The following is a 22,813-nucleotide window of genomic DNA, read 5'->3' on the forward strand; positions in this document are numbered from 1 at the left end:
CAAACCTTAATATAAAAACGCTCCCCCTACAAAATCCTCTCCGGTGAACAGCCGTCGGGCAGCCGCGGATCTCACCGCCATCGCCGAAACCAACGTCGTGGCAATTTTTTCCCGAAAGACCAGAAGACCCCGTTACTGGCTGATGACACTCGAAGTCCTGCTGGTCGCCATCCTGGTCATCGCGCTGGGGCTGTTCGGACTGTACCGCCATCTCGAACCGCAATTGCCGGACATCGCGATACTGAAAGAAGTGCGCTATCAGATCCCCATGTCGGTCTACAGCCGCGACGGCAAGCTGATCGCGCAGTTCGGCGAGAAGAAGCGCAGCCCCGTCGCCATCGGCAGCGTCCCCCAGGACCTGATCCATGCGTTCATTGCGGCCGAAGACGACCGCTTCTATGACCACGTCGGAGTGGATTACCAAGGCATCCTGCGCGCCGTGCTCACCTTCGCCCGGACCGGCGAAAAACGTCAGGGCGGCAGCACGATCACCATGCAGGTCGCGCGCAACTTCTTCCTGAGCAGCGAGAAGACCTTTCTCCGCAAGATCAAGGAAATCATGCTGGCGATCCGGATCGACTCGGAACTCTCCAAAGACCAGATTCTCGAGCTCTACCTGAACAAGATCTATTTCGGCCAGCACGCCTACGGCATCGAGGCCGCGGCCCAGGTGTACTACGGCAAACACGTGGGTGAACTGACCCTCGGCGAGATGGCGATGATCGCCGGACTCCCCAAGGCACCGTCCGCCTTCAACCCGGTCGCCAACCCCGAGCGGGCCCAGACCCGTCGCAACTACGTACTGCGACGCATGCGCAAGCTACGCTTCATCACCGACGAGGTCTACCAGAGAGCCCTGAACGAGCCGATCACCGCCCGCATCCACACCCGGCTCATCGAGCTGGACGCCCCCTACGTCGCCGAGATGGTACGCGCCGAGATGTATCAGCAATACGGCGATGATGCCTACGAGAGTGGCTACGCGGTCTACACCACCATCGACAGCCATGCCCAACGAACGGCGGAGTCGGCCCTGCAGTCGGGTTTGCGAGCCTACGACGAAAGGCACGGCTACCGCAAAGCCAAGGTTCACATCGATCTCAAACAGCTGAAGGCCAAGTCGGCGTGGAACCGGATACTGGAAGACCAAGGCCCCGCGGGCGACACCGTGCCAGCGTTGGTACTCACCGCCACCGACACGACCGCGGGTCTCTATACCGTAAATCACGGCGAACCCGAACTCTCCTACGACGCCGTCCGCTGGGCCAGACCGTTCATCAGCGTGGATGCCCATGGGGTGCCGCCCCGCTCGGTCAAGGAGGTACTCAAGCCCGGTGACGTGATCCGGATCCGCAAGAACGCCGACGGCCGTTGGGTGCTGACCCAGATTCCCAAGGTCCAGGGCGCGCTGGTCGAGCTGGATGCCGACAGCGGCGCCATCATCGCCGTCGCCGGCGGCTTCGACTACCGGCTCAGCAAGTTCAACCGCGCCAGCCAGGGCCAACGCCAGCCCGGGTCGGGATTCAAACCTGTGGTATATTCCGCCGCCCTGGATTCGGGGTTCACCCCGGCGAGCGTGGTCAACGATTCACCGGTATCCTTCCCAGACCCCGCCTCGCCTGGCGGGATCTGGCGGCCGCACAACTATTCGATGAAATACGCAGGGCCCACCCCTTTGCGGGAAGCCCTGGCCAAATCGCGCAACATGGTGTCCATCCGACTCTTGCGCGCCGTCGGTCTGCCCAAAGTAATCGAGCTGGCAGAAAAATTCGGCTTCACGCCGGACGAACTGCCCCGCTCGTACACGCTGGCGCTGGGTTCCGGTACCGCCTCCCCGCTCCGGATGGCCCAGGTCTATGCCGTGTTCGCCAACGGGGGCTACCGGGTCGACCCCTACCTCATCAGCCGCATCGAAACCCAGAACGGTCGGCTGCTGTATCAGGCCACGCCGGCCATCGCCTGCCTGGACTGCGCCGATGGCAAATCCACGGCGAACCGGGCGAAACGGGTCATCTCGGAAGAAGTCCATTACATGATGCACTCCATGCTGCAGGATGTGGTTCGCCGGGGCACCGCCACCAAGGCATTGGAGCTCGGACGATCAGACCTGGCAGGCAAGACCGGCACCACCAATCAGTACCGCGACGCCTGGTTCAATGGCTATGTGCCCGGTCTCGTGACGGTGGCGTGGGTGGGATTCGACTCGTACCAGACGCTCGGCGACAAGGAAACCGGCGGACAGACTGCATTGCCCATCTGGATGGAGTTCATGAAGGAGATGCTGCGCGACGTGCCCGAGCGCAAATTTCCCCAGCCTGCCGGGATCATGACCGCACGGATCGACCCCGCGACGGGAAACCGGCTGCCCGCCAGCGTCCCCGGCGGGATCGTGGAACTGGTGCCGCGGCCGACGCCCCAACCCGGCTTCGATGCCGCCGCCGAGGAGCCCGAAGTCGCCGCCCCGGCATCCCAGTCCGATGCCTCGGGCGCGCGCGCCCCCGAATCCATCCCCCCCGAAGAGGAAGAAATCGGGGAGGCTCCACCGGCGCAGCCCGTGGAAACGCCGAAGCCGATGGAATCCTTGTTTTGACGATGGGAACGGAAAGTGAGAACCCGCCAGAAAACACGCTCTCACCTGGCCTGGGCGGCTGCCCGGCTGATGGCCGAGCAAGGCATCGACGACCCTCAGCAGGCACTGAACAAGGCTGCCGCCCGGCTAGGCCAGACCGACCGACGTCAGTTGCCGGAACCGGATGAGGTCGACGCAGCCCTGATCGAGTATAACCGGCTGTTCCGGCCGGCCATGCAGAGCGCCGAACTGGACCGACAGCGCGTTCTGGCTCTGGAGGCCATGGAGTTCCTCGCGGAGTTCGATCCGCGCCTCACGGGCGCAGCACTGGACGGAACCGCCGGCCGCCACAGCTCGATCACGCTGCAGGTGTTTGCCGATGCGCCGGAAGAAGTCATGCGCAAACTGCTCGACGCCCATGTGCCGTTCCGCGAAACCTCGTGCCGATGCCGGCTCCGGGGTGAGAACGCGACGCTCCCCGCCCTCTCGTTCTACGTGGACGAAACGCCGATGGAGCTGTGCATATTCCCGGCGACGGCGGCCGGGCGGGCCGCCGCTGCGGGAAACAGGGAGGGCGGGGCATCGATCCGGGAGCTGCGCACCCTGCTCGGGAGAGCGGCCGGCACGGAAAACGGGGAGACGGACTGAGCCCCGCCCGAGCAGCGGCGGCCGCCCCCGCTTCGTCAGCCGCGGCCGTATTTGCGGCGGAATTTGTCGACGCGGCCCGCGGTATCGACGATCTTCTGCTTACCCGTATAGAATGGGTGACAGGCCGAGCAGACTTCGACGTGGAAATCCTTGCCGATCGTAGATCGGGTTTCAAAGGTGTTTCCGCAACTGCAGCTTACGGTCACCGTCGTATAGTCGGGATGAATGTCTGGCTTCATGGTACGAGGTACTCCAAGGGGCTCGAACGGACGAAATCTGGCATGGTACTGTAATCGGACCACCGCAGCAAGCCGCGACCCCGGAAACCCTCGCCCTCCATTCCCTGTCTCCCCATGAGAATCATCACGCTGAACGTGAACGGCATCCGCTCGGCCGCGCGCAAGGGCTTCTTCGACTGGCTGCCGAAGCAGAACGCCGACATCGTCTGTCTGCAGGAAATCAAAGCCCAGACCACCCAGCTCAACGACGAACTGTTCTGGCCGGAAAGCTATGCCTGTTATTACCTGGAAGCCGAGAAAAAAGGCTACAGCGGCGTGGCCCTCTACGCTCGCAAGGAGCCCGACGATGTGATCCAGGGCCTGGGCTGGGACGACATGGACACGGAGGCTCGTTACCTGGAGGCCCGCTTCGGCGAGTTGAGTGTGGTGTCGCTGTACATTCCGTCCGGCTCATCCAGTGAACAGCGCCAGGCCGTCAAATTCGGTTTCCTCGACCGTTTCCTCCCCTTCCTGGACGATTGCGCCCGCTCCGGCCGGCAATACATTTTCTGCGGCGACTGGAACATCGCGCACAAGCCCATCGACCTGAAGAACTGGCGTTCGAATCAGAAAAACTCCGGTTTCCTGCCGGAGGAACGCGCCTGGCTGGACCGGGTGTTCGAGGAAGCGGGCTGGGTCGATGCCTTCCGCGCGGTCAATCCGGAACCGGAGCAGTACACCTGGTGGTCCAACCGCGGGCAGGCCTGGGCCAAGAACGTGGGATGGCGCATCGACTACCAGGTCGTCAGTCCGGGACTGCGCGAGCTGATCCGCTCCGCGGCGATCTACAAGGAAGAGCGCTTCTCCGATCACGCCCCGCTCATCATCGACTATGACCTCACCCTCTGAACCGATCGCGCGCCGAATCCTGAGCGGCCGCATGCTGGCCGCCTTCGCCATGGGCTTCTATGGTGGCGCGCCCCTGCTGCTGACGGGATCGGTATTGCTGGCCTGGATGGAGGAGCGCGGTATCGATCTGACCACCATCGGCCTGTTCGCCCTGGTGGGTCTGCCGTATACCCTGAAATTCCTTTGGGCGCCGGTGTTCGACCGCTTCCACTGGCCCCGGCTGGGGCGGCGGCGCGGCTGGCTGCTGCTGACGCAGCTCCTGCTGGCGGTGTCGATCGGCAGTCTCGCCGTTTACGGCCCCGGCGCTTCCGCCCTCGTGCTGGCGGGACTGGCGCTGGCCGTCGCCTTCTTTTCCGCCTCGCAGGACACGCTGATCGATGCCTACCGGCGGGAAAGCCTGCACGACCGTGAACAGGGCCTGGGCGCCTCGCTCTATGTCAACGGCTATCGCCTGGGAATGCTGCTGGCTTCGGGCGGCGGCCTGATCCTTGCCGACTGGATCGGTTTTTCCGACATGTATGGCCTGATGGCGGCGCTGATGGCAACGGGGATGCTCGTCACCCTGCTGCTGCCGGAGGCCGCTGCCGGAGAAGCGCATCCGAACAGCCTGAAGGACGCGGTGGTGCTGCCTTTCGTCGAATTTTTCCGGCGCAGCGAAGCCGTTTGGATCCTGCTGTTCATCCTTCTGTACAAGCTGGGCGACACCGTGGCCGGGCAGATGACCACGCCGTTCTATCTGGAAATGGGCTTCAGCAAGACCGAGATCGGCGCGGTGGTCAAGCTGTTCGGCTTCTGGGCCACGGTGCTCGGCGGCCTGGCCGGCGGCGCGCTGATCCTGCGCTACGGCATCTACCGCACACTGTGGCAGTTCGGCCTGCTGCAGCTCCTTTCCACCGCCGCCTTCGCCGTGCTGGTGCACACCGGCCCGCAATTGCCGGCGCTGACCGCGGTGATCAGCTTCGAGAATCTGTCCGCGGGCATGGGCACGGCCGCCTTCGTCGCCTTCATGGCCAACCAGACCGACCGCCGCTTCACCGCCACCCAATATGCGCTGCTGTCCAGCCTGATGGGCGTGCCGCGCGTGATCGCCGCCGCCCCCTCCGGCTGGCTGGCCACGACCGTAGGCTGGCAGAACTTCTTCATCCTCTGCGCCCTGTTCGCCATTCCCGGACTGCTGGTGCTGCCCCGGTTCCGGACCTGGCTGGCCGACTGAAAACGCCTACCCCGGCCGGAACCGCTCCAGACCGGCCATGCCTCCCCATTGCGGCAACCGGGCCTCGGGCCCCTCGATGACGGCCAAAAGCGGGGCGCGGTCCGCCAGCGCATTGATCCGCGCTCACGCACATGCGCCGTCGTATGCCTTCCCAGGCTTTTTCTTCTTCACGTTATCGCGCAAACCGCGGGCGATGCGTCGCGCATTCGCACGCAAGTTGTCGCTATCTTTGCCGAAATCCCCGCGGCTCGGCCGCACGTAATCGCTCTCCGGCCACATGACCAGCACCTGCCACGCGCCGTCGAGAAGATTTTTCAGATGCTTACCCATGGCTCGAAGTCCATCAGCCAATCGGGTCCGGGCAAAGCCGGCAAAAGGCGCTCGCTTCTCAGCGTCCATTCCCCACCGGCGCCGCGAACGCATCCGACACCAGGGTCTGATTGTCCCCGCCGGTGAGGCTGGAGAGAAACTCGACCAAGGCATCCACTTCCTGCGCCGACAGCCCCAGCGGGCGGATCAGCGGGTCGAGGTTTTCGTTGGGCTCGCCGCCCCGGTTGTAGAACTCGACGACCTCCCTCAGGCTGGCGAAGACGCCGTTGTGCATGTACGGCGCGGTGAGGGCGACGTTGCGCAGGGTGGGCGTGCGGTATTTCCACCGGTCGGCCGGGTTCTGGGTGATTTCGTAGCGCCCGAGATCGCCGGGGACGGGCTCGGCGACCTGGGCAAAGGTTTTCGCGTCGACCTCGAAGGACACGCCCGGCGCCACCTGGACGCGCCGGGCGGCAGGCGTCTTGTCCATGCTGGCGCGGTAGCCGACGCCGGTGTTGTGCAGCGCGTCGTCGGTGAACAGGGCATGGCGGTCCCCAACCGTGTGGCAGGCCGCGCAGCCTGCCTTGCCGGTGAACAGTTCGAATCCCTTGCGTGCGGCTTCCGACAGCGCCCCGCTTTCGTGTCCATAGCGCCAGCGGTCGAACGGCGAATCGCCCGATACCAGGACGCGCTCGTAGCAGGCCAAGGCCTGGCCGACGGTCTCCATGCCCGGACCGCGGCCGAAGGCCTGTTCGAACAGGCCGCGGTAATCCGGCAGCGACTCGATCCGATCCAACACGAAGCCGACGGAAGGGTTGCCCATCTCGTTGGCCGCCAGGAGAGGCCCCCAGACCTGGTTTTCCAGCGAAGATTCGCGACCGTCGTGGAACAGTTTCGTCAGATAGGCGACGTTGTAGAGCGTCGGCGCATTGCGCCGGACCGTGCGCCCCTCGATGCCGGTCGCCGTGGCCTGCTCCTGGCTGGTGAATCCCTGCTCGGGGATATGGCACATGGCGCAGGAGAAGGTCTGGTTGAGCGAGAGGCGGCGGTCGTAGAACAGCTTGCGCCCCAGGGCGATCTTGGCGGGAGTCAGCGGGTCGTCGGCCGGCACGGGCAGTTTCGGCAGTCCCAGCACCGGCCGTTGCGCCCGCTGGAACAGATCGGCCGGCCGGCCACGGCGCGCGTCCAAGGCCAAGGCATGGGTCTCATAAGCCGGGCTGGCATAGCCGGTCTTGTCATCGCCGGCCCGAAGCGGCGGGGATGCCGCCCGTCCGCCTCCAGGCACCGGCGCCGGGACTTCCTGCAGCAGCGTCTTCACATCCGCCAGCGCCAAATCCGGATGCAGCACCGAAACCGTATAGACGTTGCGAATCCGTTTTTGCCCATCGATCAGAAACACCCGCAGCAGATGGGAATACTTGCCGGTCGAGCGTCCAGCCGCGTCGTATTCCTTCTGCACCGACTGGCCGTAGGCTTCCAGAATCGGCTGAAGTTCGGCCTCGGAGCGCGTGGTGAGGAAATGCCAGTCCACCCCTCCGTCGCGGAAGCCCTCGCCGTAGCGACGCATGGCCTCGGGCGTGTCGTGCTCCGGATCGAAACTCAGGGTGAGAAGGCGGAGCCGGCCGGCCGGCTCCTGCTCCGACTTCAACGCATTCCTGAGCTTCTGGAACACCACCGTCGCCAAGGGACAGCCGTTGACGTCGTCGCAGGTGGAATAGATGAAGCCGAGCAGGACGATACGGCCGTCGTACAAGGCATGGAGCCGGAGCGGCCGTCCGTCGGAATCCAGCACGACGCCGTCCGCCGCCGTACCCAGAACCGGGAGCTCGTAGCTGCCCGGTTCCGGCGCGGCGAACGGCAGGTTGCGGTAGCCAGGCGCCAGTCCGCCGGCGAGAACCGGCGCCGAAAAAAGCAGCGCCGGAAGCAGGCAGGCCAGGAGCCGGCACGGAAGGGGAACAAGGTTCACGCCGGAAACTTCCGGTGACGAAGACTCATTCCGCCCTGGCCTGCACCACGCGGTTTCCGTCGCCCGCCGGCCCCGCATAAAGCGCCCGCGCCCCGAACCTCATCTGGTGCGGACGCCCCAGCTTCTCGGCGTAGAAGTCGATGGCGAACTGCTCCTTCAGTTCCTTGCCGTCCCAGTAGTAGAGCTTCAGGAATTGCTCGTCGTCCTTGCCCTTCTTGTCCCAGTTGGCCAGGAGCGAGGAGGTGTAGTACAGCCGCTGGCCGTCCCAGCTCGAGGACACCATGTTGACCTGGGCGCCGATGGTCTTTTCGTAGACCTGCCTCGGATGGTGCGGATCACTGATGTCGAACAAACGGGTCTTGCCGTCCATGAAGGTGTTCACCCACAACCGGCTGTCGTCGTTGGAGATGGAGATGTCGACCGGCAGCGGAACCTTTGCCGGCTCGCCGATGTCGGCCACGGCCTTGGCCTGCCACTCGCCCTCGCCGTCTTCGTAGATCAGCCAGAGCTGCGAGGTGAGCGCCGTGCTGGTGAAGCAGTAGTTGTGGGCTTCGCCCCAGGCGCAGCGGATTTCCAGCGGCGCGCCGGGCACGTCGAAGACCTTCTTCGGCTGCTTGGTGTGCAGATCCCAGGTCACCACGGTGTTGCCGAAATGCTTCATGGCCTCGGGGTCCGCCAGCATCTTGCCGAAGTCCATCATGTAATTGTTCCAGCCGGTGAAGGACGAGGTCACCAGCAGGTTCTTGCGGGGCAGCGCACGCACGTCGTAATCGTAGCCATCGGCATACTTGCCGGTCTTGATCGCCCCGCGCAGGTCGCCGTCGGTCGGGATCCAATGGGTGGCGACGTATTCGCCGGCATTGGTATATTCCACCAGCGCCGTGCGGCCGCCGTGGTCCTTGTTGTTGGAAAGCCCCGTGATGAGCATGCGTCCCGGCAGGGCGTACAAGGTGTGCGGCCCGACCACGCCGCCGCTCTTCTCCACGAAGTCGGTGATGGTCTTCGAGAGGACGGGCCTGGCAGGATCGCTGTGCACGTCGAACACGAAGATCTTGCTGGTATCGAGCCCGCCGGCCCAGAGGTACCGGCGGTCGTCGGTGAAGTCCGAATGATGCGCCTCGTTGCGTCCGCCCACCGAAAGCGTGTTCACCACCTTGCCGTATTGCGGCGATTTAGGGTTGGCGTCGACGGTGACCAGCTTGTCCTGCTCGTCACCGACGCCTTCGGCCCCCAGCGTCCAGACGTAGACGTAATCCTCCTGCCCGGTGATCTTCTTCATGTAGGGCGAGGCGCAGGTTTCGTCGGCCCTCACGCCGGCCGGCGCCGCGAGCGCCAGGGCCAAACCCGAAGCCAGGGCCCGCAAAGCGAAATGCATGGATGGTCCTGAAACGATGAATCTCTTCATGGCATAACCTCTTTCTTCTATGTTATATGACCGGTCGTCTCGAAATGGCTCAAAAATTTTTCAGGCTCGGAAATATCCCTCCAACAGGTTGCGGCAACATTCTTCCAGCGGCCGGACGGACTGTTCGACCTTCATCCGCAGCAAGGCGCCCTGCCAGGCGTCGACGAGGCAATCGGCCAGGTCTTCGGCAGTCCGATCGCGCCGGAACGCACCTTCGCTCTGGGCACGGGCGATGCCTTGCGCCAGCTTGTCCCGATAACGGTGCAGCGCCTCCCGCAGTGCCTCACGACAGGTATCGCTGGTGTCCCCGATCTCGCCCATCAGGTTGCCCAGCAGGCAGCCACCCTTGAATTGCCGGCGGGCGGCTTCTCCGATCAGTGTATGGAAATACGCCTGCAGGGCTTGGGCGCCGTTCAGTGCGGAATTCCGGAGATGGCCGTCGAGCTGCAGGATGAACGGCTCGATATAGTGCCGGATCACCTCGGCGCCGAATTCCTCCTTGCTGGCGAAGTAGTTGTAGAACGACCCCTTCGGCACGCCCACGCTGTGCAGTATGTCCTGCAGTCCGGTGCCGTGGTAGCCTTGTTCCATGAGCAAGGCCACGCCTTCGTTCAGCAGCCTTTCCCGGATCAGTTGTTTGGTTGCGGTCTTCGCCATGCGAGAATGATACGACCAGTCGTCTCATATCCGCAAGCAGGCGAGCCTGATCCCGTGCCTCGAATCGCCTGCCTGAAAACATGGAGTCCCCTGCACACCGCGACGGCCGGCAATCCCACCACCACAGGAGTCAGAGCCCCATGAACAACGTCGTCACCAATACCCTCAAACTCGGCCTCTTCCTGGCGATGACCTTCGGCACCGCTGCCCGCGCGGACGACTTCGACCAGCTCAAAGCCACGACGCCCAGCGAGCGAGCGGCTGCCCAGACCGAGTACATGAAGAACCGTCTGGGTCTCACGGATGCACAGATGCCCAAGATCGCCGCCATCAATCAAAAATACGCCGAACAGATGGAACCCGTGATCAAGGGCGCCGACGGCGGTCTCGGCAAAATGCTCAAAGCCCAGGCGATCCAGGAAAACAAGGATGCCGAACTGCGGCAGATCCTGACGCCCGATCAGTTCGAGCGCTTCGCTTCATCCAAGGACGAGATGCGCGAAGCGGTGAAGCGGGTCCTGCGGAAGGAGTGAACGACCGTTCTGCGACTTTCACCCACCGCTGCCGATTCCACGGCACCCGTCATCCGGACCATTCGAGTCTCGTCATTGGCGCTTGCGCATCAAGGCTTCCGCTCCGTCTCGATACGCTTGAGCAGAGAAAACAGGTCGCTGCGGGTGGAGAGGACGAGGGTGGCGTCGCGGTCGATGATCCTGCGGTAGGTCTCCATGCTCTTGAGGAAACGGTAGAACTCGGCGGCCTCGGGGCTCTGGGTGTATGCCTTGGCGTAGATCTCGGTGGCCCTGGCATCGGCTTCGCCGACGATCTCCTGGACCCGCTTGTAGGCGGTGGATGCGATCTCGTTGATGTCACGCTCCTTGTTGCCGGCGATGCGGGCGGCCTCGCCTTCCCCTTCCGAACGGAAACGCTGGGCGATCTGCAGGCGCTCGCTGATCATGCGCTGGTGGATGCGTTCCAGCACCTCCGGATTGTAGTTGAGGCGCTTGAAGCGCACGTCGAGCAGCTCGATCCCGAATTCCGCCAGCTTGGGGGCCGCACTCTCGAACACGTCTTTCTCGATCTGCTGCCGCCCGACCCGGATCGGGCGCAGCCCGCCTTGCGGCAACTGAGCAGCCAGGCCTTCGTCCCGCAAGGGCTGGCGCTCCTTGTCGCTGCGCACGACTTCGATCAGTTCGTGCCGCGCAATGGCGGTACGGGTTTCGCTGCCGAGGATGTCCTCCAGCCGCGACTGGGCGCTGCGTTCGTCCCGCAGCCGCAGGTAGTAGCGCATGGCATCGGTGATGCGCCAGCGGGCGAAGGTATCGACCTGGAGGTAGGTCTTGTCCTTGGTGGACATCTCGACCATGGGACCGTCCCAGGCCAGGTAGCGCTTGTCGAAGCGGTTGACCTGCTGGACGAAGGGCAGCTTGAAGTGAAGGCCGGGTTCGGTGATCGGCTCGCCCACCGGCCGGCCGAACTGGGTGACGATGACCTGCTCGGTCTGGTCGACGGTGTAAGCGGACAGATACAGCGCCAGCAGCACCAGCGCGGCCACGAGGGAAACCCGGTGTCTTGCGGCGATCATCGCTTTTCCTCCTGCACCGCGACCGGCAGGGGCAGCATCGGCAATATCTGCTGCACCGTGTCGTCGACCACGATCGACTGCTTGGCTTGGGGCAGCACCTCGCCCATGGTTTCGAGGTAGAGCCGCATGCGTGTCACCTCCGGCGCCTTGACGTACTGCTCCAGCACGGCACTGAAGGCGGCGACGTCGCCTTCCGCCTCGTTGATCCGCTTGAAGCGGTAACCTTCCGCCGCCCGGATCTGCTGATCGGCCTCGCCGCGGGCGCGGGGCACCGCCTTGTTGTAGTCACCGTTGGCGAGGTTGATGGCGTTCTCGCGGTCCTGCTGGGCACGGTTGACTTCGTTGAAAGACGGCTGGACCGGCTCCGGCGGATTCACGTTCTTGAGCTGCACCTGGCTGATGAATACGCCGAGGTGGTAAAGCTCGGCCAGCGCCCGCATCCGTTGCAGCGAGGTATCTTCGATTTCCTGCCGTCCGATGGTGATGATCTCGTCCACGGTGCGGTCGCCAACCACGGCGCGCATGACGGATTCGGAAATGTCGCGCAACGTCTGACCGGGGTCGCGCACCGCGAACAGATAGTCCTGAGGTTCGGTGATGCGGTACTGGACGATCCACTCCACCAGCGCCGCATTCAAATCGCCGGTGACCATGGACCGTTCCTTGCCGGGCTCCAGACCGGCCTGATCCGGATTGGTCGCGCCCGGCGAGAAAAATCCGAACTCCAGCTTGAGCTGGCGCTGGGTCGGCACGGCGATGACGCCGTCGATACCGTAAGGCAGCTTGAAATGGAGACCCGGCGGAACCTTGTGGATGTACTTGCCGAACCGGAGCACCACGCCTTCGGATTCGGCCGGGATCGTATAATAGGCGGTCCACAGCCCCATGAGCGCCAAGACGATCAGGACGATGCGGGCAGGCGAAGCCGGCAACGATCCGGAGAGTGGCCTGGCGATGCGCCCCCAGGGTGAGTTCGAATTTTCCATATCGGCTCCTGTCTATTCGGGCAGCCGGGCAAACGGCACGAGTCAGTCCGCCTGGAGCTCGATGGTGCCGCTCACATTCACCTCGATCCTCTGCGTCCCGGCCTCGATCGGTACCGGCGCAGCGGCTTCCGCAGCCATGGCGCGGATGCCCGGTGCCATCGGCCTGACGGGCGCACCGCCGGTATCGACCCGCAGAGCGACGATCCGGTAACGGCTGCGGCCCAACTCCCGCGTCAACAGCTCGGCACGCTGGCGGAACGCCCCCAGCGCCTCCTTGATCAGACCGTTTTCGGCTTCCTTCCGCCTCTGCGGCGATGTCTCGTAATCGACGGACTCGAGATGAAGCTGTTGCTGAAGCTCCCCCAGCAGGCCGCCGAGCTTGGCGGCATCGGTGCTTTCCAGCCGGATCGACTGCTTCACCCGCCAGCCGCTGATGCGCTCCTTCTGGTAGATCGGCGCAGTCTGGTAACCGGCGGTTTGCACCTTGATCTCCGACTGCTGCTTGATCCGTTCGACCGCCTTGGCGATGGTCTTGTTGACCTCGGCGGCGAGAGCCGCGGCCTTGGGGCCATCCATCTCACTGGAAAGCACGGCGACGAGGATGTCGTTCTCGACATCGCCCCGAGCTTCGGACGCAAGGTCGATCCGATCGTAAGTCAGTGGCGTTTGCTCACCCGCCTGCACGGCGGACAAAGCCGCCACCGCCAGCAGAAAACCCGACATCCGGATTCGCGCATTCATGGGCAAGTCCTCCCTTGAACAGGTTCCGATCACGACGCCCCCTCAGGAGCGGGGAAAGGCAGTATGCGGCAAGTCTCCCCGGATTGCACCGCTTGCCTCCTACGGACGGTTTAGGGGATCATCGGACCGTCCTCACCCACTTCCGGAAGTGACGATCATGAAGCAACGCCTGCGTGGCATGACACGCACCTTGCTGCCGGCGGCAATCGGCCTGATCCTGGCGGCCTGCGAAAACAAGGTGACCCGCGAGAACTACGACAAGCTCGCCATCGGCATGGAATACTCCAAGGTCGTCGAGCTGCTGGGCGAGCCGGAGAACTGCCAGTCCGTGGTTTCGGTCAAGAGCTGCGTCTGGGGCAAGACACCCAAAACCATCAGTGTGCAATTCGTGGGCGAGAAGATCCTGTTCTATTCGAACACCGGCCTTTAACGTGAAAGTCGCCGCATCATTACCCCTTCTCCTTCGGGGAGCAAGGCCGGAGATGGAGCGTGGCCATGGCCCGGCGGACGGCCACCACGGCCGGGACCCGTCCTTTCGGAATTCCTGCCGATCCGGCATCGTCCAGGATCGCGGGTCACCATGATCGCTGGAACGGCTTGCCCCCAAGCCGCCAAGCCGTTTCTGCTGGCCTGCATGATCGTCGGGCTGTGGCCCGCTGCCGCGGAAGCCGCCGGGCTGGCGGACCAGCTCCAGGGCCTGGCAACGGAGAGCGGATTCGCGATCGAAGGGCTCGAGCGTCTGAGTGACGAACCGGCTCGCCGCGCCGAAGGCAGCTTCAAAGACCGCTTGCAGACGCTATTGCAGGGTTACAACTACGTCCTGGTGGAAAGCCGACCGGGGAACATCGAACGGCTGGTCATCACCGGCATCGCCCGCAGCGGAGGGAGACCGCCGCCAAGCTCGACCATCCCCACCCTTCGCGTCGGCGCCCATCACCAGGTGGAAGCCCTCCTGGTAGGCCCGAACGGGGTTCCACAAACCGTGTCTGTCCTGGTCGACACAGGCGCGTCGACCGTGGTGCTGCCAACCTCGATGATCACCTCCCTGGGATTCGATGCCGAGAGGCTTTCCGCCGGCATCAGCCAGACCGCGAGCGGCCGGGTTCGCACCAAGACCGGCGTGCTTCCCTCCGTCACTGTCGGCCCCGCCTCCGCCGAAAACGTCCCGGTCAGCTTCATCGCCGACAAGCGTCTCAACGGCGCAATGCTGCTGGGCATGAGCTTTCTCAACCGGTTCCGCGTCACCATCGACGACGAACACAACGAGATCGTGCTCTTGGCGAAATAGCCCGCCTCACTGGCCCAAGCGCGCCATCGCCACCAGAGCCGCCCTCACCTCCGCCGGGGTCGAAACAGGGGAGGGAAAAACGAAACGGATGATCCTGGAACCCACCCGGAGCTGGAATCCCTCCCTGTCGATCCCGACCATGGCCGGCTCGCAGCCGGCGTCGACGGCAACCCCGGCCGCCTCGCAATACCGGCGCAGCGCCTCGTGGTGGTCGGTGTTCATGTGCTCCAGCATCGCCCGCTCCTCCTCCGTCCGGAAAGGGTTCGGCCGCAGCACGCGCTCCGGTGACAGCCAGTGGATGCGGCCGAAACCGCCGATGTAACGCAGGCGCACCGGCACCAGCCGGTAGAAGGCGAAGGAATGGGTGCGATGGAAGCGGCGGGCGTCCGGAAAAAAGGAGAAGTAACGCCCGACGGCATCCTCGTCGTCCTCGGACACGGGCTGCGCATCCGCGAGCAGGGTCAGCCGGCCATTGGTCTGCACGTCCCCCACGCTGCGGTCGAGCACGATCAGCGAGACCTTGGGGTTCGCTTGGATGTTCCGGGTGTGCTGGGCGATGTTGGCGATGTAGATGACGGGCACCCCCGCCCGGTCCAGGCAGTACGGCATCACGGAGCCGAAGGGATAGCCCGGCACGTCCGCCGAATGCGTGGAAAGCACGCCGTCATAGGCCTGATTCAGCAACGCGCGCGCTTCCGTTCCGATTTCGTCCGATTCCACCATGATCCAAATCCTTCCTCGACCTGATCCCTTCCGCCCTGGGAAAGGGAATTTCCGACAGCCATTACGGCAACATACCCTTTATCACCCGCTCATATTCGGGGAAGTAACGCCCGATCACGGAAAGATCGAAGCGCCGCAGGATGGCGGTGTTCGGTTCCCGTTCCAGCAGGAAATCGAAGGACCGCCGCACCAGCATCTCCACGGGCACCGCCGCCCCTGCGATCCGGGCCGCATAGGACGGATCGACCGTCACGGCATGCGAAGTCGTGGTCGCGCCCTTCACCACCACTTCAAAGACCGAATCGTCGCGTCGAGTCACTGTCACTTCAGCCATACCAGCTCCACCCTCGGTGGTCTCGCCCAACGTTCCAAAGATAACACCGCGGCCCGGCTTCCCAAAGCGCCGCCGGCTGCCTGGTTCTCGGCCGTCGCACTCACCCCGCTGCCCCCGGAGACGGAATACGGAAGCACGGATGACAAGACCTTGAAATATATAAACTTTAATTAAAGTTGACGCATGTCAGAGAATTATTTAATTTTATCAAAAGCAATGAGCTGTGAGTTTTTTCGGCATCGTCTGAAAAGCAGATAAGGAGATGGCTCATTCGTGCTCGAGGGGACGAAAGCGTCCTTGAACGGTCGGAGTCCCCGATTGCATCCCCCCACGAAAAACCAAGGAGTCAAGTCATGAACACCTTAGTCTCGAAACACCGGATCTCCCGCCGTACCGCCGGTTTTGTCGGCCTGACCGCCGCTATCGTTCTCGTGGCCGACGCGGGAACCGCAATGGCAGCAGGAACGGAAACGGCATCCCTCGGCATAAGCGCCACCGTCGCCAACACCTGCAAGATCGAGTCAACCAGCAACGTGAATTTCACCACCTATGATCCCACCAGCACGACGGACACTGCGACCAACAGCGGTCAGATTCGGGTGAAGTGCACGAAAGGTTCGACGTCCACCATTTACATGGGAGCCGGCACTGCTTCTGGCGCAACCTGCAGCGGTACCCCGGTACGCAAGATGGCCAATGGAGCGGACCTGCTTACGTACAATCTTTATCAAAACAACGGCTATACCACCGTGTGGGGCTGCGACAGTTCCAACCAGTACAGCTACACGGCAAGTAACAACGGATGGCAGAACCTCACGGTCTACGGCGTGATTCCCGCCGGGCAGGACGTCCCCGCCGGCAGCTACACCGATACCGTCACCGTGACCGTGAACTTCTAAGCTCCCGCAAGGATGCCTTGCAGTCGTTATGAGTTTATTTGCTTGGGCGGCCGGCCGGCACCTCCCGATCCTGGCCGCCCTTCTCCTGTTGCCCTTCCGCCTCGGCGCGGGTCAGTTCGACGTTTCCCCGACCCGCATCGAGCTGACCGCCGCCAAGCCGACGGCGGCCGTGACGCTGAAGAATGAGGGCGGAGACAAGCTCGTCATCCAGAATTCCATCGTCGCCTGGACCCGCGAGGGCAAAGAGGACCGCTATGCCCCGACCAAGGATCTGATCGTCACACCGCCCATTACCACGGTTCCGCCGGGCGGATCCCAGGTACTTCGCGTAGGACTACGCCGGCCCGTGGATCCCCGCCGCGAGCTGGCCTACCGGCTGTTCGTCCAGGAAGTGCCGCCCCCGCCCCAGGCCGGCTTCACCGGGGTCCAGATCGCCCTGCGGCTGAGCCTGCCGCTACTCGTACAACCGGCAACCCCTGCCAGTCCACGGATCGCATGGAGCGGGACCAAACGCCCCGACGGCGGACTGGAAATCACCGCGCGGAACGAAGGCTCGGCATTGCTGTCCGTCGACGAACTGAGCATCCGCGCCACCGCTGGCAAACCCCAGGGACAAGGTCCGGTTTCGATATTCCCCGGAGGCCGGCAGAGCTGGGTATTCCCTGGGGAGGTGCTGGGGAGCGAATCCGGAACCGCCCATGTCCGGGCCTCCACCAACGCCGGCGTCATCGAGGGCGACGTGGATGTGGAGGGGCCTTGAATGCTCCAACCCGGCGCTCGTCGCTGCCCTCCTCCTCCTGATGCCTATCGCGGGTCGCTCGCGGGAAGAGGCGGAACTCCAGTACGCCGCGTCTGACAGCCTTTCAGTCACCGCCGTGGTGCGGCCGCCCTCCCCTGCCGGGACTGCCCAGCCTCCCGAGGACCGGGAAGAGCATCTGCTCGCCGTGGAGCTGAATGGCGAAACGGTGTCGGAAGGAACGCTGGTGCTGCGCGGACAGGACGGAAGTCTGTACGTACCCGAAGAGGCGATCGAAAGCTGGCGAATGGAGTTGCCCGCTGCCAATACGCTGGCCCACGACGGCCGGGATTACCGGGCGCTGGCGAATCCCGGCATCATCGAAGCCCGCATCGACGATACCCGACAGACCCTGGTGCTCCGGGTCGAACCCTCTCTGCTGGCCGGTACGGTGGTCGAGGCCGGCACCCGCCTGGCTCAACCGAAAGCCGAACGGGCCAGTTTCGCCGGCTTCCTCAACTACGATTTCAACATCATGCATTCGCGCCAAGGTGATTTCCAGGGCGGCGCGCTGGAACTGGGAATATCGAACCGGTACGGCCTGGCCACCTCCGCGTTCCTCGCCCGCCACAACAGCGGCCAAGGCGGGTCGGAAACCCAGTTCACCCGCCTCTACACCACGTGGATCATGGACGATCCGGCGAACATGGCCAGCCTGCAACTGGGCGACAACATCGTGCGTCCCTGGCAGCGCGGCTACCAGGCCCGTTTCGCAGGCATCCAGTACGCCACCAATTTCGGTCTCCAGCCCCGCTTCTACCGGTATCCGCAGCCGGCCGTCACGGGCAGTCTGACCGAGGCGTCCAGCCTCGACATTTTCCTGAACGGCGCGCTGGTGGATCAGCAGAACCTGCCCGCCGGCCCGTTTCAAATACGCGACCTGCCCGCCGCCAACGGCAGCGGCGAAATCCGCGTCGTGGCGCGGGATCTGCTCGGGCGAGAACAGGTGATCACACAACCCTTCTACGTCGGCAGCTCCATGCTGAGGGAAGGGCTGGTCGATTTCTCCTACGAAGCGGGTTTCCTGCGCCGTTATTACGGCACGGACAGCATGAGCTATGGCGCGCCATTCGGCAGCGCCACCTATCGGCGCGGCTTGAATTCGTGGCTGACCGGAGAACTGCACGGACAGGTGGTCCGCGATCAGGTCGCCGTGGCCACCGGCGGCTCGTTCCTGATCGGCACCTACGGCGTGGTCGATGCAGCGGTGGGCATCAGCGCCGGCCGGGGCTGGGGAGGACTCGGCGGCCTGGGCTTCTTGCATCAGGGAGAGACCCTCAGCTACGGCGCCAGCTCCTATTTCGCCAGCCAGTCCTTCACCCAGCTCGGCATCGAGCAGGGCCAGTTCGCGCCCAAGCAGCTGAGCGATGCCTTCTGTGGCTTCACCCTCACCAGCGGATCGAGCGTTTCCCTCCGCTACGGCTCGGCCAATTACTTCGATCGGCCCCATATCGACACTTATGTCGCGAACTACACCCAGAACCTCTGGGGAGGACTGACCCTGAGCCTCGCGGCGGTCTACACCAGATCGGACTTCGAGGGCGCCCAGGTCGCGGCGATCTTCACCCTGCCTTTGGGCGAGCGGACCTATGCGACAGCCAACGCGCGGGCGACCCGCACGCAAGGCGGCCCTACCCAATTGGAATTCGATGCCCAGTATACCCATACTCCCGGCTGGGGTCCCGGCTGGGGCTATCGGCTGGACGCCGGCACCAACGACCGCCAGGCCGCGCAACTCACCGCCCAGACCACCTTCGGACTGTTCAGCGCCGAAGTCGCACACCTCCAGGGAGACTTCGCCGAACGCGCCTTCGGCTCGGGCGGCATCGGCCTCATCGAAGGCCATCCGTTCCTGTCGCGGCAAATCCAGGACGGCTTTGCCATCGCGAAAGTAGGCGACTATAAGGATGTCAGGGTCTACGCGGACAATCAGCTGATCGGCCAGACCGACGAGGAAGGGTATGTGGTGCTGCCGCGCCTTCGTGCCTACGACGTCAACAACGTGCAGGTCGAGGGCGAAGATCTGCCGATGGATGCGCAGGTCGGGACTCTCGCCCTGCCGGTGACGCCTTATTTCCGCAGTGGCGTAGTGGTCGACTTCCCCATCCGGCGCTCGCGCGGGGCGACATTGACCATCCTGCTGGAGGACGGCCAACCGATCCCCGCCGGGGCAACGGTCACGGTGGAGGGGGTCGCGGACGTATTTCCCGTCGGCATGGACGGCGAGGTCTACCTGACGGGGCTGTCTCCCCGGAACGAGATGAAAGTCGAATGGAACGGAAAGCGATGCACGATCGTGGCCGATTATCCGGAATCCGCAGAGATACTGCCGGACCTGGGAAAATTCGTTTGCGCGGGAGTCCACCGATGAAACACGATATTCGGGCAAGCCGCCAATGGCGGGCAGCGGCCATGACTTTCTCCCTGCTGGCCTGTCCCAAAATCTCGGACGCAGACCCCTACCAATGCGACATCGGCAACATCAGCGTCCCCCATGCGGTTTACGATCCCACCGATTCCAATCCGAACAGCAGTGGCGTGGGCACCGTCGGCATCACCTGCCACCTCAAGAACGCAAAACAGACCCAGCAGGTTCAATACACGATAGCGCTGAGCCGCGGCTCCAGCGGCAGTTACAATCCCCGTAGAATGAGCGGCGGGAGGGGATCGCTCGGCTACAACCTGTATCTGGACGCCGCCAGGGTGACGATCTGGGGCGATGGAAGCGGCGGCACATTCCCTCTGCGGGGCACTTTGCTGCTGAACCCCACCACCCCGGTACAACAGGTGATCCACAATATTTACGGTCTGATCCCGCCACTCCAGGACGTTTACGCCGGCACTTACACCGACACCGTCACCATCACACTGACGTATTGAAACGTCGGGAGCACAAGCCGGACGCTCGGACTACTGCGACGCTTTAACCGTTGTAGTAGGATATGGGATTTTTCAACGGATTACCGCCATGCGCGAACTCAATCCCCTCTACAATCAGATCAAAGACCTGAAGAGCCGCCAGGATGCTCTTAGGGGGTATCTTTGACTTCGACACCAAACAGGAACGCCTGACCGAAGTCCTGCGCGAACTGGAAGACCCAAGAATCTGGGACAACCCGGAACGTGCCCAGGCGCTCGGCAAAGAACGGACCCAACTGGAAGGTGTGGTCAATCGGCTGAACGAGATCGCGGCCGGCATCGACGACGCGGCAGAGCTGCTCCAACTCGCGGTCGAGGAAGACGACGAGGACAGCGTCGAATCGGTCGCCGCGGATCTGGCGCACTATGAAAGCGTCATCGCCGAAATGGAGTTCCGTCGCATGTTCTCCGGTGAGATGGACCCGAACAATGCGTTCCTGGACATCCAGGCCGGCTCCGGCGGCACCGAGGCCCAGGATTGGGCGCAGATGCTGGAGCGCATGTACCTGCGCTGGGGAGAACGCAAAGGCTTCAAGACCGAACTGGTGGAAGAGTCGCCGGGCGAAGTCGCCGGCATCAAGAGCGCGACCATCCGCTTCGAAGGCGAATACGCCTACGGCTGGCTGCGTACCGAAACCGGCGTCCACCGACTGGTGCGGAAGTCGCCTTTCGACTCCGGCAACCGCCGCCATACCTCGTTTTCCTCGGTGTTCGTCTCACCGGAGATCGACGACAACATCGACATCGACATCAACCCGGCCGACCTGCGCACCGACGTCTACCGGGCCAGCGGCGCCGGCGGACAGCACGTCAACCGAACCGAATCGGCGGTGCGAATCACCCATCTCCCCACCGGTATCGTGGTGCAATGCCAGAATCAGCGTTCCCAGCACGCCAACCGCGACTGGTGTATGAAGCAGCTGCGCGCCAAACTTTATGAATTGGAAATGCAGAAGCGCAATACCGAGAAGCAGAAGCTGGAAGACTCCAAATCCGACATCGGCTGGGGCAGCCAGATCCGCTCCTATGTGCTGGACCAGTCGCGCATCAAAGATCTGCGCACCAACGTGGAAACCGGCAACCCCCAGGCGGTGCTCGACGGCGACCTGGACATGTTCATCGAAGCCAGCCTGAAGAGCGGCCTGTAACGACATGAGTGAACTGCAAGACGAAAACAAACTGGTCGCGCTGCGCCGCGAAAAGCTCGGCAAGCTGCGGCAAACAGGGGTCGCTTTCCCAAATGACTTCCGCCGCGACGCCCTCGCCGCCGAACTACGGGCACGCTACGGGGACGAAACGGCCGAGGCACTGGAAGAAACCGCCGTATCGGTCAAGCTGGCCGGGCGGCTGATGGGCAAGCGTATCATGGGCAAAGCCAGCTTTGCCCACATCCAGGACATGTCCGGCCGTATCCAGATTTTCCTGCAGCGCGATGGACTGGCCGAAGGCGTATACGAGGAGTTCAAGAGTTGGGACATCGGCGATGTGATCGGCGTGGAAGGCACGGTGTTCCGCACCAAGACCGGCGAGCTGTCGGTGAAGGCATCGAACATCCGCCTGCTCACCAAATCACTGCGTCCGCTGCCCGAGAAATTCCACGGCCTGACCGACGCCGAGACCCGCTACCGCCAGCGCTACCTCGACCTCCTCATGAACGAGGAGTCGCGCCGGGTATTCCAGCTCCGCAGCGCCATCGTGCGCTACATCCGCGACTTCTTGAGCGAGCGTGGCTTCATCGAGGCAGAGACGCCGATGATGCAGGTGATCCCCGGCGGCGCCCGGGCCAAACCGTTCGTCACCCATCATAATGCGCTGGGGCTGGATCTGTATCTGCGAATCGCTCCCGAGCTCTACCTGAAGCGGCTGGTGGTGGGCGGCTTCGAAAAAGTATTCGAGATCAACCGCAGCTTCCGCAACGAGGGCTTGTCCACTCGGCACAATCCCGAATTCACGATGATCGAGTTCTATCAGGCCTATGCCGATTACCGCGACCTGATGGATCTGACCGAAACGCTGATGCGGGGAATCGCGCAGAACCTGCTGGGCGGCACCGTCGTCACCCATCAGGGCAAGGATTACGATCTGGGCCGGCCGTTCCGGCGCATGACGGTGCTGGAATCGATCATCCACTACAACCCGGACATCCGGGCCGAAGACTTGGCCGAGCGCGAAAGCGCCGCGGCCATCGCGGCCGGGCTGGGCATTCCGGTTGCCGCCGGCGACGGACTCGGCAAGATCCAGACCGAAATCTTCGAAAAGACCGTGGAAGACCGGCTGGATGAACCAACCTTCATCACCGCCTATCCGGCCGAAGTCTCGCCGCTGGCGCGGCGCAACGACGAAAACCCCTTCATCACAGACCGCTTCGAGTTTTTCGTGGGCGGGCGCGAGCTGGCGAACGGCTTTTCCGAGCTCAACGACCCGGAAGACCAGGCGGAACGGTTCAGAAAGCAGGTGGAAGACAAGGCCGCGGGCGACGAGGAGGCCATGCACTACGATGCCGACTACATCCGCGCGCTCGAATACGGCCTACCGCCCACCGCGGGCGAGGGCATCGGCATCGACCGCCTGGTGATGTTCTTCACCGACTCTCCCTCGATCCGCGACGTCATCCTGTTCCCGCACATGCGGCCCGAAAGCTGACCAGT

Annotated in this window: 23 protein-coding genes; 13 read left to right on the top strand and 10 right to left on the bottom strand. The window is 63.6% G+C overall.

Annotated features, from left to right (window positions below; all coding sequences use genetic code 11):
* Positions 1-142 precede the first annotated feature (142 nt).
* A complete protein-coding gene (locus tag H156_RS0109370; RefSeq protein ID WP_238536856.1) occupies positions 143-2,590 on the top strand; it encodes a penicillin-binding protein 1A in 2,448 nt (815 codons plus the stop codon).
* A 15-nt stretch (positions 2,591-2,605) separates the two neighbouring features.
* Positions 2,606-3,217, top strand: a complete 612-nt coding sequence (locus tag H156_RS0109375; protein ID WP_026045942.1) for a hypothetical protein — start codon at positions 2,606-2,608, stop codon at positions 3,215-3,217.
* Positions 3,218-3,252: 35 nt separating this feature from the next.
* Here H156_RS0109375 and rpmE read toward each other — a convergent pair whose 3' ends face one another.
* On the bottom strand, positions 3,253-3,456 hold the full coding sequence (rpmE, locus tag H156_RS0109380; protein ID WP_010959683.1) for a 50S ribosomal protein L31: 204 nt from the start codon (positions 3,454-3,456) through the stop codon (positions 3,253-3,255).
* Positions 3,457-3,570: 114 nt separating this feature from the next.
* Between rpmE and H156_RS0109385 the strand changes: the two genes are divergently transcribed.
* Together H156_RS0109385 and H156_RS0109390 are read left to right on the top strand one after the other, a co-directional pair.
* A complete protein-coding gene (locus tag H156_RS0109385; protein WP_010959682.1) occupies positions 3,571-4,344 on the top strand; it encodes an exodeoxyribonuclease III in 774 nt (257 codons plus the stop codon).
* Positions 4,328-5,557, top strand: a complete 1,230-nt coding sequence (locus tag H156_RS0109390) for an AmpG family muropeptide MFS transporter (RefSeq protein WP_010959681.1) — start codon at positions 4,328-4,330, stop codon at positions 5,555-5,557. Before H156_RS0109385 ends, H156_RS0109390 begins: the two co-directional genes overlap by 17 nt.
* Positions 5,558-5,680: 123 nt before the next feature.
* Here H156_RS0109390 and H156_RS0109395 read toward each other — a convergent pair whose 3' ends face one another.
* From H156_RS0109395 to H156_RS0109410, 4 genes are read right to left on the bottom strand one after another with little or no spacing between them, the layout of a single operon-like run.
* Positions 5,681-5,887 (bottom strand): hypothetical protein, encoded by a 207-nt coding sequence (locus tag H156_RS0109395; RefSeq protein ID WP_017365271.1) that lies wholly within the window; start codon positions 5,885-5,887, stop codon positions 5,681-5,683.
* Between the two features lie 58 nt (positions 5,888-5,945).
* Positions 5,946-7,832, bottom strand: a complete 1,887-nt coding sequence (locus H156_RS0109400) for a cytochrome c peroxidase (RefSeq protein WP_017365272.1) — start codon at positions 7,830-7,832, stop codon at positions 5,946-5,948.
* Positions 7,833-7,857: 25 nt separating this feature from the next.
* Positions 7,858-9,237: a methanethiol oxidase gene (gene mtoX / locus H156_RS0109405; protein WP_017365273.1), complete on the bottom strand. Its 1,380-nt coding sequence runs from the start codon at positions 9,235-9,237 to the stop codon at positions 7,858-7,860.
* Positions 9,238-9,297: 60 nt separating this feature from the next.
* Positions 9,298-9,894, bottom strand: coding sequence for a TetR/AcrR family transcriptional regulator (locus H156_RS0109410; RefSeq protein WP_017365274.1), 597 nt, complete (start codon positions 9,892-9,894; stop codon positions 9,298-9,300).
* A gap of 140 nt (positions 9,895-10,034) precedes the next feature.
* Here H156_RS0109410 and H156_RS0109415 point away from each other — a divergent pair, with 140 nt between their 5' ends.
* The gene (locus H156_RS0109415; protein WP_017365275.1) at positions 10,035-10,427 is read left to right on the top strand and encodes a hypothetical protein; all 393 of its coding nucleotides are present in this window, start codon (positions 10,035-10,037) and stop codon (positions 10,425-10,427) included.
* An 89-nt stretch (positions 10,428-10,516) separates the two neighbouring features.
* On the opposite strand, the gene hflC is transcribed toward H156_RS0109415, so the two are convergent.
* Genes hflC through H156_RS0109430 form a run of 3 tightly spaced genes read right to left on the bottom strand, consistent with a single transcriptional unit; the run spans position 10,517 to position 13,206 of the window.
* Positions 10,517-11,479: a protease modulator HflC gene (gene hflC / locus H156_RS0109420; protein ID WP_017365276.1), complete on the bottom strand. Its 963-nt coding sequence runs from the start codon at positions 11,477-11,479 to the stop codon at positions 10,517-10,519.
* Complete coding sequence (gene hflK / locus H156_RS0109425; protein WP_017365277.1) at positions 11,476-12,465, bottom strand: FtsH protease activity modulator HflK; 990 nt, start codon at positions 12,463-12,465, stop codon at positions 11,476-11,478. The genes hflC and hflK overlap by 4 nt, the downstream gene beginning before the upstream one ends.
* A gap of 42 nt (positions 12,466-12,507) precedes the next feature.
* Entirely contained in the window at positions 12,508-13,206 is a 699-nt protein-coding gene (locus tag H156_RS0109430; protein ID WP_017365278.1) for an SIMPL domain-containing protein, read from the bottom strand.
* Positions 13,207-13,363: 157 nt separating this feature from the next.
* On the opposite strand from H156_RS0109430, the gene H156_RS0109435 reads away from it, so the two are divergent.
* Both H156_RS0109435 and H156_RS0109440 read left to right on the top strand, forming a co-directional pair.
* Positions 13,364-13,636, top strand: coding sequence for a DUF3862 domain-containing protein (locus H156_RS0109435; protein WP_010959673.1), 273 nt, complete (start codon positions 13,364-13,366; stop codon positions 13,634-13,636).
* Positions 13,637-13,786: 150 nt separating this feature from the next.
* Positions 13,787-14,494 carry a retropepsin-like aspartic protease family protein gene (locus H156_RS0109440; protein WP_017365279.1) on the top strand — a complete coding sequence of 236 codons (708 nt, stop codon included), beginning with the start codon at positions 13,787-13,789 and terminating at the stop codon, positions 14,492-14,494.
* A gap of 6 nt (positions 14,495-14,500) precedes the next feature.
* Here the strand turns inward: H156_RS0109440 and H156_RS0109445 are convergent, their stop codons facing one another.
* Both H156_RS0109445 and H156_RS0109450 read right to left on the bottom strand, forming a co-directional pair.
* Positions 14,501-15,217, bottom strand: coding sequence for a HugZ family pyridoxamine 5'-phosphate oxidase (locus tag H156_RS0109445; protein WP_017365280.1), 717 nt, complete (start codon positions 15,215-15,217; stop codon positions 14,501-14,503).
* 61 nt (positions 15,218-15,278) lie between these two features.
* Entirely contained in the window at positions 15,279-15,551 is a 273-nt protein-coding gene (locus H156_RS0109450; protein WP_017365281.1) for a hypothetical protein, read from the bottom strand.
* Between the two features lie 353 nt (positions 15,552-15,904).
* On the opposite strand from H156_RS0109450, the gene H156_RS0109455 reads away from it, so the two are divergent.
* From H156_RS0109455 to lysS, 6 genes are all read left to right on the top strand, one after another.
* Positions 15,905-16,450: a Csu type fimbrial protein gene (locus H156_RS0109455; protein WP_017365282.1), complete on the top strand. Its 546-nt coding sequence runs from the start codon at positions 15,905-15,907 to the stop codon at positions 16,448-16,450.
* A gap of 28 nt (positions 16,451-16,478) precedes the next feature.
* The gene (locus tag H156_RS0109460; RefSeq protein ID WP_017365283.1) at positions 16,479-17,210 is read left to right on the top strand and encodes a fimbrial biogenesis chaperone; all 732 of its coding nucleotides are present in this window, start codon (positions 16,479-16,481) and stop codon (positions 17,208-17,210) included.
* A complete protein-coding gene (locus H156_RS0109465) occupies positions 17,194-19,617 on the top strand; it encodes a fimbria/pilus outer membrane usher protein (RefSeq protein ID WP_017365284.1) in 2,424 nt (807 codons plus the stop codon). Before H156_RS0109460 ends, H156_RS0109465 begins: the two co-directional genes overlap by 17 nt.
* Positions 19,614-20,126, top strand: a complete 513-nt coding sequence (locus tag H156_RS0109470; RefSeq protein ID WP_010959667.1) for a Csu type fimbrial protein — start codon at positions 19,614-19,616, stop codon at positions 20,124-20,126. Before H156_RS0109465 ends, H156_RS0109470 begins: the two co-directional genes overlap by 4 nt.
* Before the next feature lie 88 nt (positions 20,127-20,214).
* Positions 20,215-21,313 (top strand): peptide chain release factor 2 gene (prfB, locus tag H156_RS0109475; protein WP_154656702.1). Its coding sequence is split into 2 segments (ribosomal slippage): positions 20,215-20,289 and positions 20,291-21,313, totalling 1,098 coding nucleotides; the frame shifts between segments, so codons are not numbered across the junction.
* Between the two features lie 4 nt (positions 21,314-21,317).
* The gene (lysS, locus tag H156_RS0109480; protein WP_010959665.1) at positions 21,318-22,808 is read left to right on the top strand and encodes a lysine--tRNA ligase; all 1,491 of its coding nucleotides are present in this window, start codon (positions 21,318-21,320) and stop codon (positions 22,806-22,808) included.
* The last annotated feature ends 5 nt before the right edge of the window (positions 22,809-22,813 follow it).

The sequence above is a fragment of the Methylococcus capsulatus str. Texas = ATCC 19069 genome (genome assembly GCF_000424685.1).
In the GTDB taxonomy this organism is placed as follows: Bacteria; Pseudomonadota; Gammaproteobacteria; order Methylococcales; family Methylococcaceae; genus Methylococcus; species Methylococcus capsulatus.

Bases quoted from the DNA above. Each gene is read 5' to 3' on its own strand.
- H156_RS0109435 (WP_010959673.1), top strand. From the start codon at position 13,364: ATGAAGCAACGCCTGCGTGGCATGACACGCACCTTGCTGCCGGCGGCA.
- H156_RS0109415 (WP_017365275.1), top strand. From the start codon at position 10,035: ATGAACAACGTCGTCACCAATACCCTCAAACTCGGCCTCTTCCTGGCG.
- H156_RS0109390 (WP_010959681.1), top strand. From the start codon at position 4,328: ATGACCTCACCCTCTGAACCGATCGCGCGCCGAATCCTGAGCGGCCGC.
- H156_RS0109385 (WP_010959682.1), top strand. From the start codon at position 3,571: ATGAGAATCATCACGCTGAACGTGAACGGCATCCGCTCGGCCGCGCGC.
- H156_RS0109470 (WP_010959667.1), top strand. From the start codon at position 19,614: ATGAAACACGATATTCGGGCAAGCCGCCAATGGCGGGCAGCGGCCATG.
- H156_RS0109430 (WP_017365278.1), bottom strand. From the start codon at position 13,206: ATGAATGCGCGAATCCGGATGTCGGGTTTTCTGCTGGCGGTGGCGGCT.
- H156_RS0109440 (WP_017365279.1), top strand. From the start codon at position 13,787: ATGATCGCTGGAACGGCTTGCCCCCAAGCCGCCAAGCCGTTTCTGCTG.
- hflK (WP_017365277.1), bottom strand. From the start codon at position 12,465: ATGGAAAATTCGAACTCACCCTGGGGGCGCATCGCCAGGCCACTCTCC.
- H156_RS0109445 (WP_017365280.1), bottom strand. From the start codon at position 15,217: ATGGTGGAATCGGACGAAATCGGAACGGAAGCGCGCGCGTTGCTGAAT.
- H156_RS0109460 (WP_017365283.1), top strand. From the start codon at position 16,479: ATGAGTTTATTTGCTTGGGCGGCCGGCCGGCACCTCCCGATCCTGGCC.
- H156_RS0109455 (WP_017365282.1), top strand. From the start codon at position 15,905: ATGAACACCTTAGTCTCGAAACACCGGATCTCCCGCCGTACCGCCGGT.
- lysS (WP_010959665.1), top strand. From the start codon at position 21,318: ATGAGTGAACTGCAAGACGAAAACAAACTGGTCGCGCTGCGCCGCGAA.
- mtoX (WP_017365273.1), bottom strand. From the start codon at position 9,237: ATGAAGAGATTCATCGTTTCAGGACCATCCATGCATTTCGCTTTGCGG.
- rpmE (WP_010959683.1), bottom strand. From the start codon at position 3,456: ATGAAGCCAGACATTCATCCCGACTATACGACGGTGACCGTAAGCTGC.
- H156_RS0109410 (WP_017365274.1), bottom strand. From the start codon at position 9,894: ATGGCGAAGACCGCAACCAAACAACTGATCCGGGAAAGGCTGCTGAAC.
- hflC (WP_017365276.1), bottom strand. From the start codon at position 11,479: ATGATCGCCGCAAGACACCGGGTTTCCCTCGTGGCCGCGCTGGTGCTG.
- H156_RS0109450 (WP_017365281.1), bottom strand. From the start codon at position 15,551: ATGGCTGAAGTGACAGTGACTCGACGCGACGATTCGGTCTTTGAAGTG.
- H156_RS0109370 (WP_238536856.1), top strand. From the start codon at position 143: ATGACACTCGAAGTCCTGCTGGTCGCCATCCTGGTCATCGCGCTGGGG.
- H156_RS0109465 (WP_017365284.1), top strand. From the start codon at position 17,194: ATGTGGAGGGGCCTTGAATGCTCCAACCCGGCGCTCGTCGCTGCCCTC.
- H156_RS0109395 (WP_017365271.1), bottom strand. From the start codon at position 5,887: ATGGGTAAGCATCTGAAAAATCTTCTCGACGGCGCGTGGCAGGTGCTG.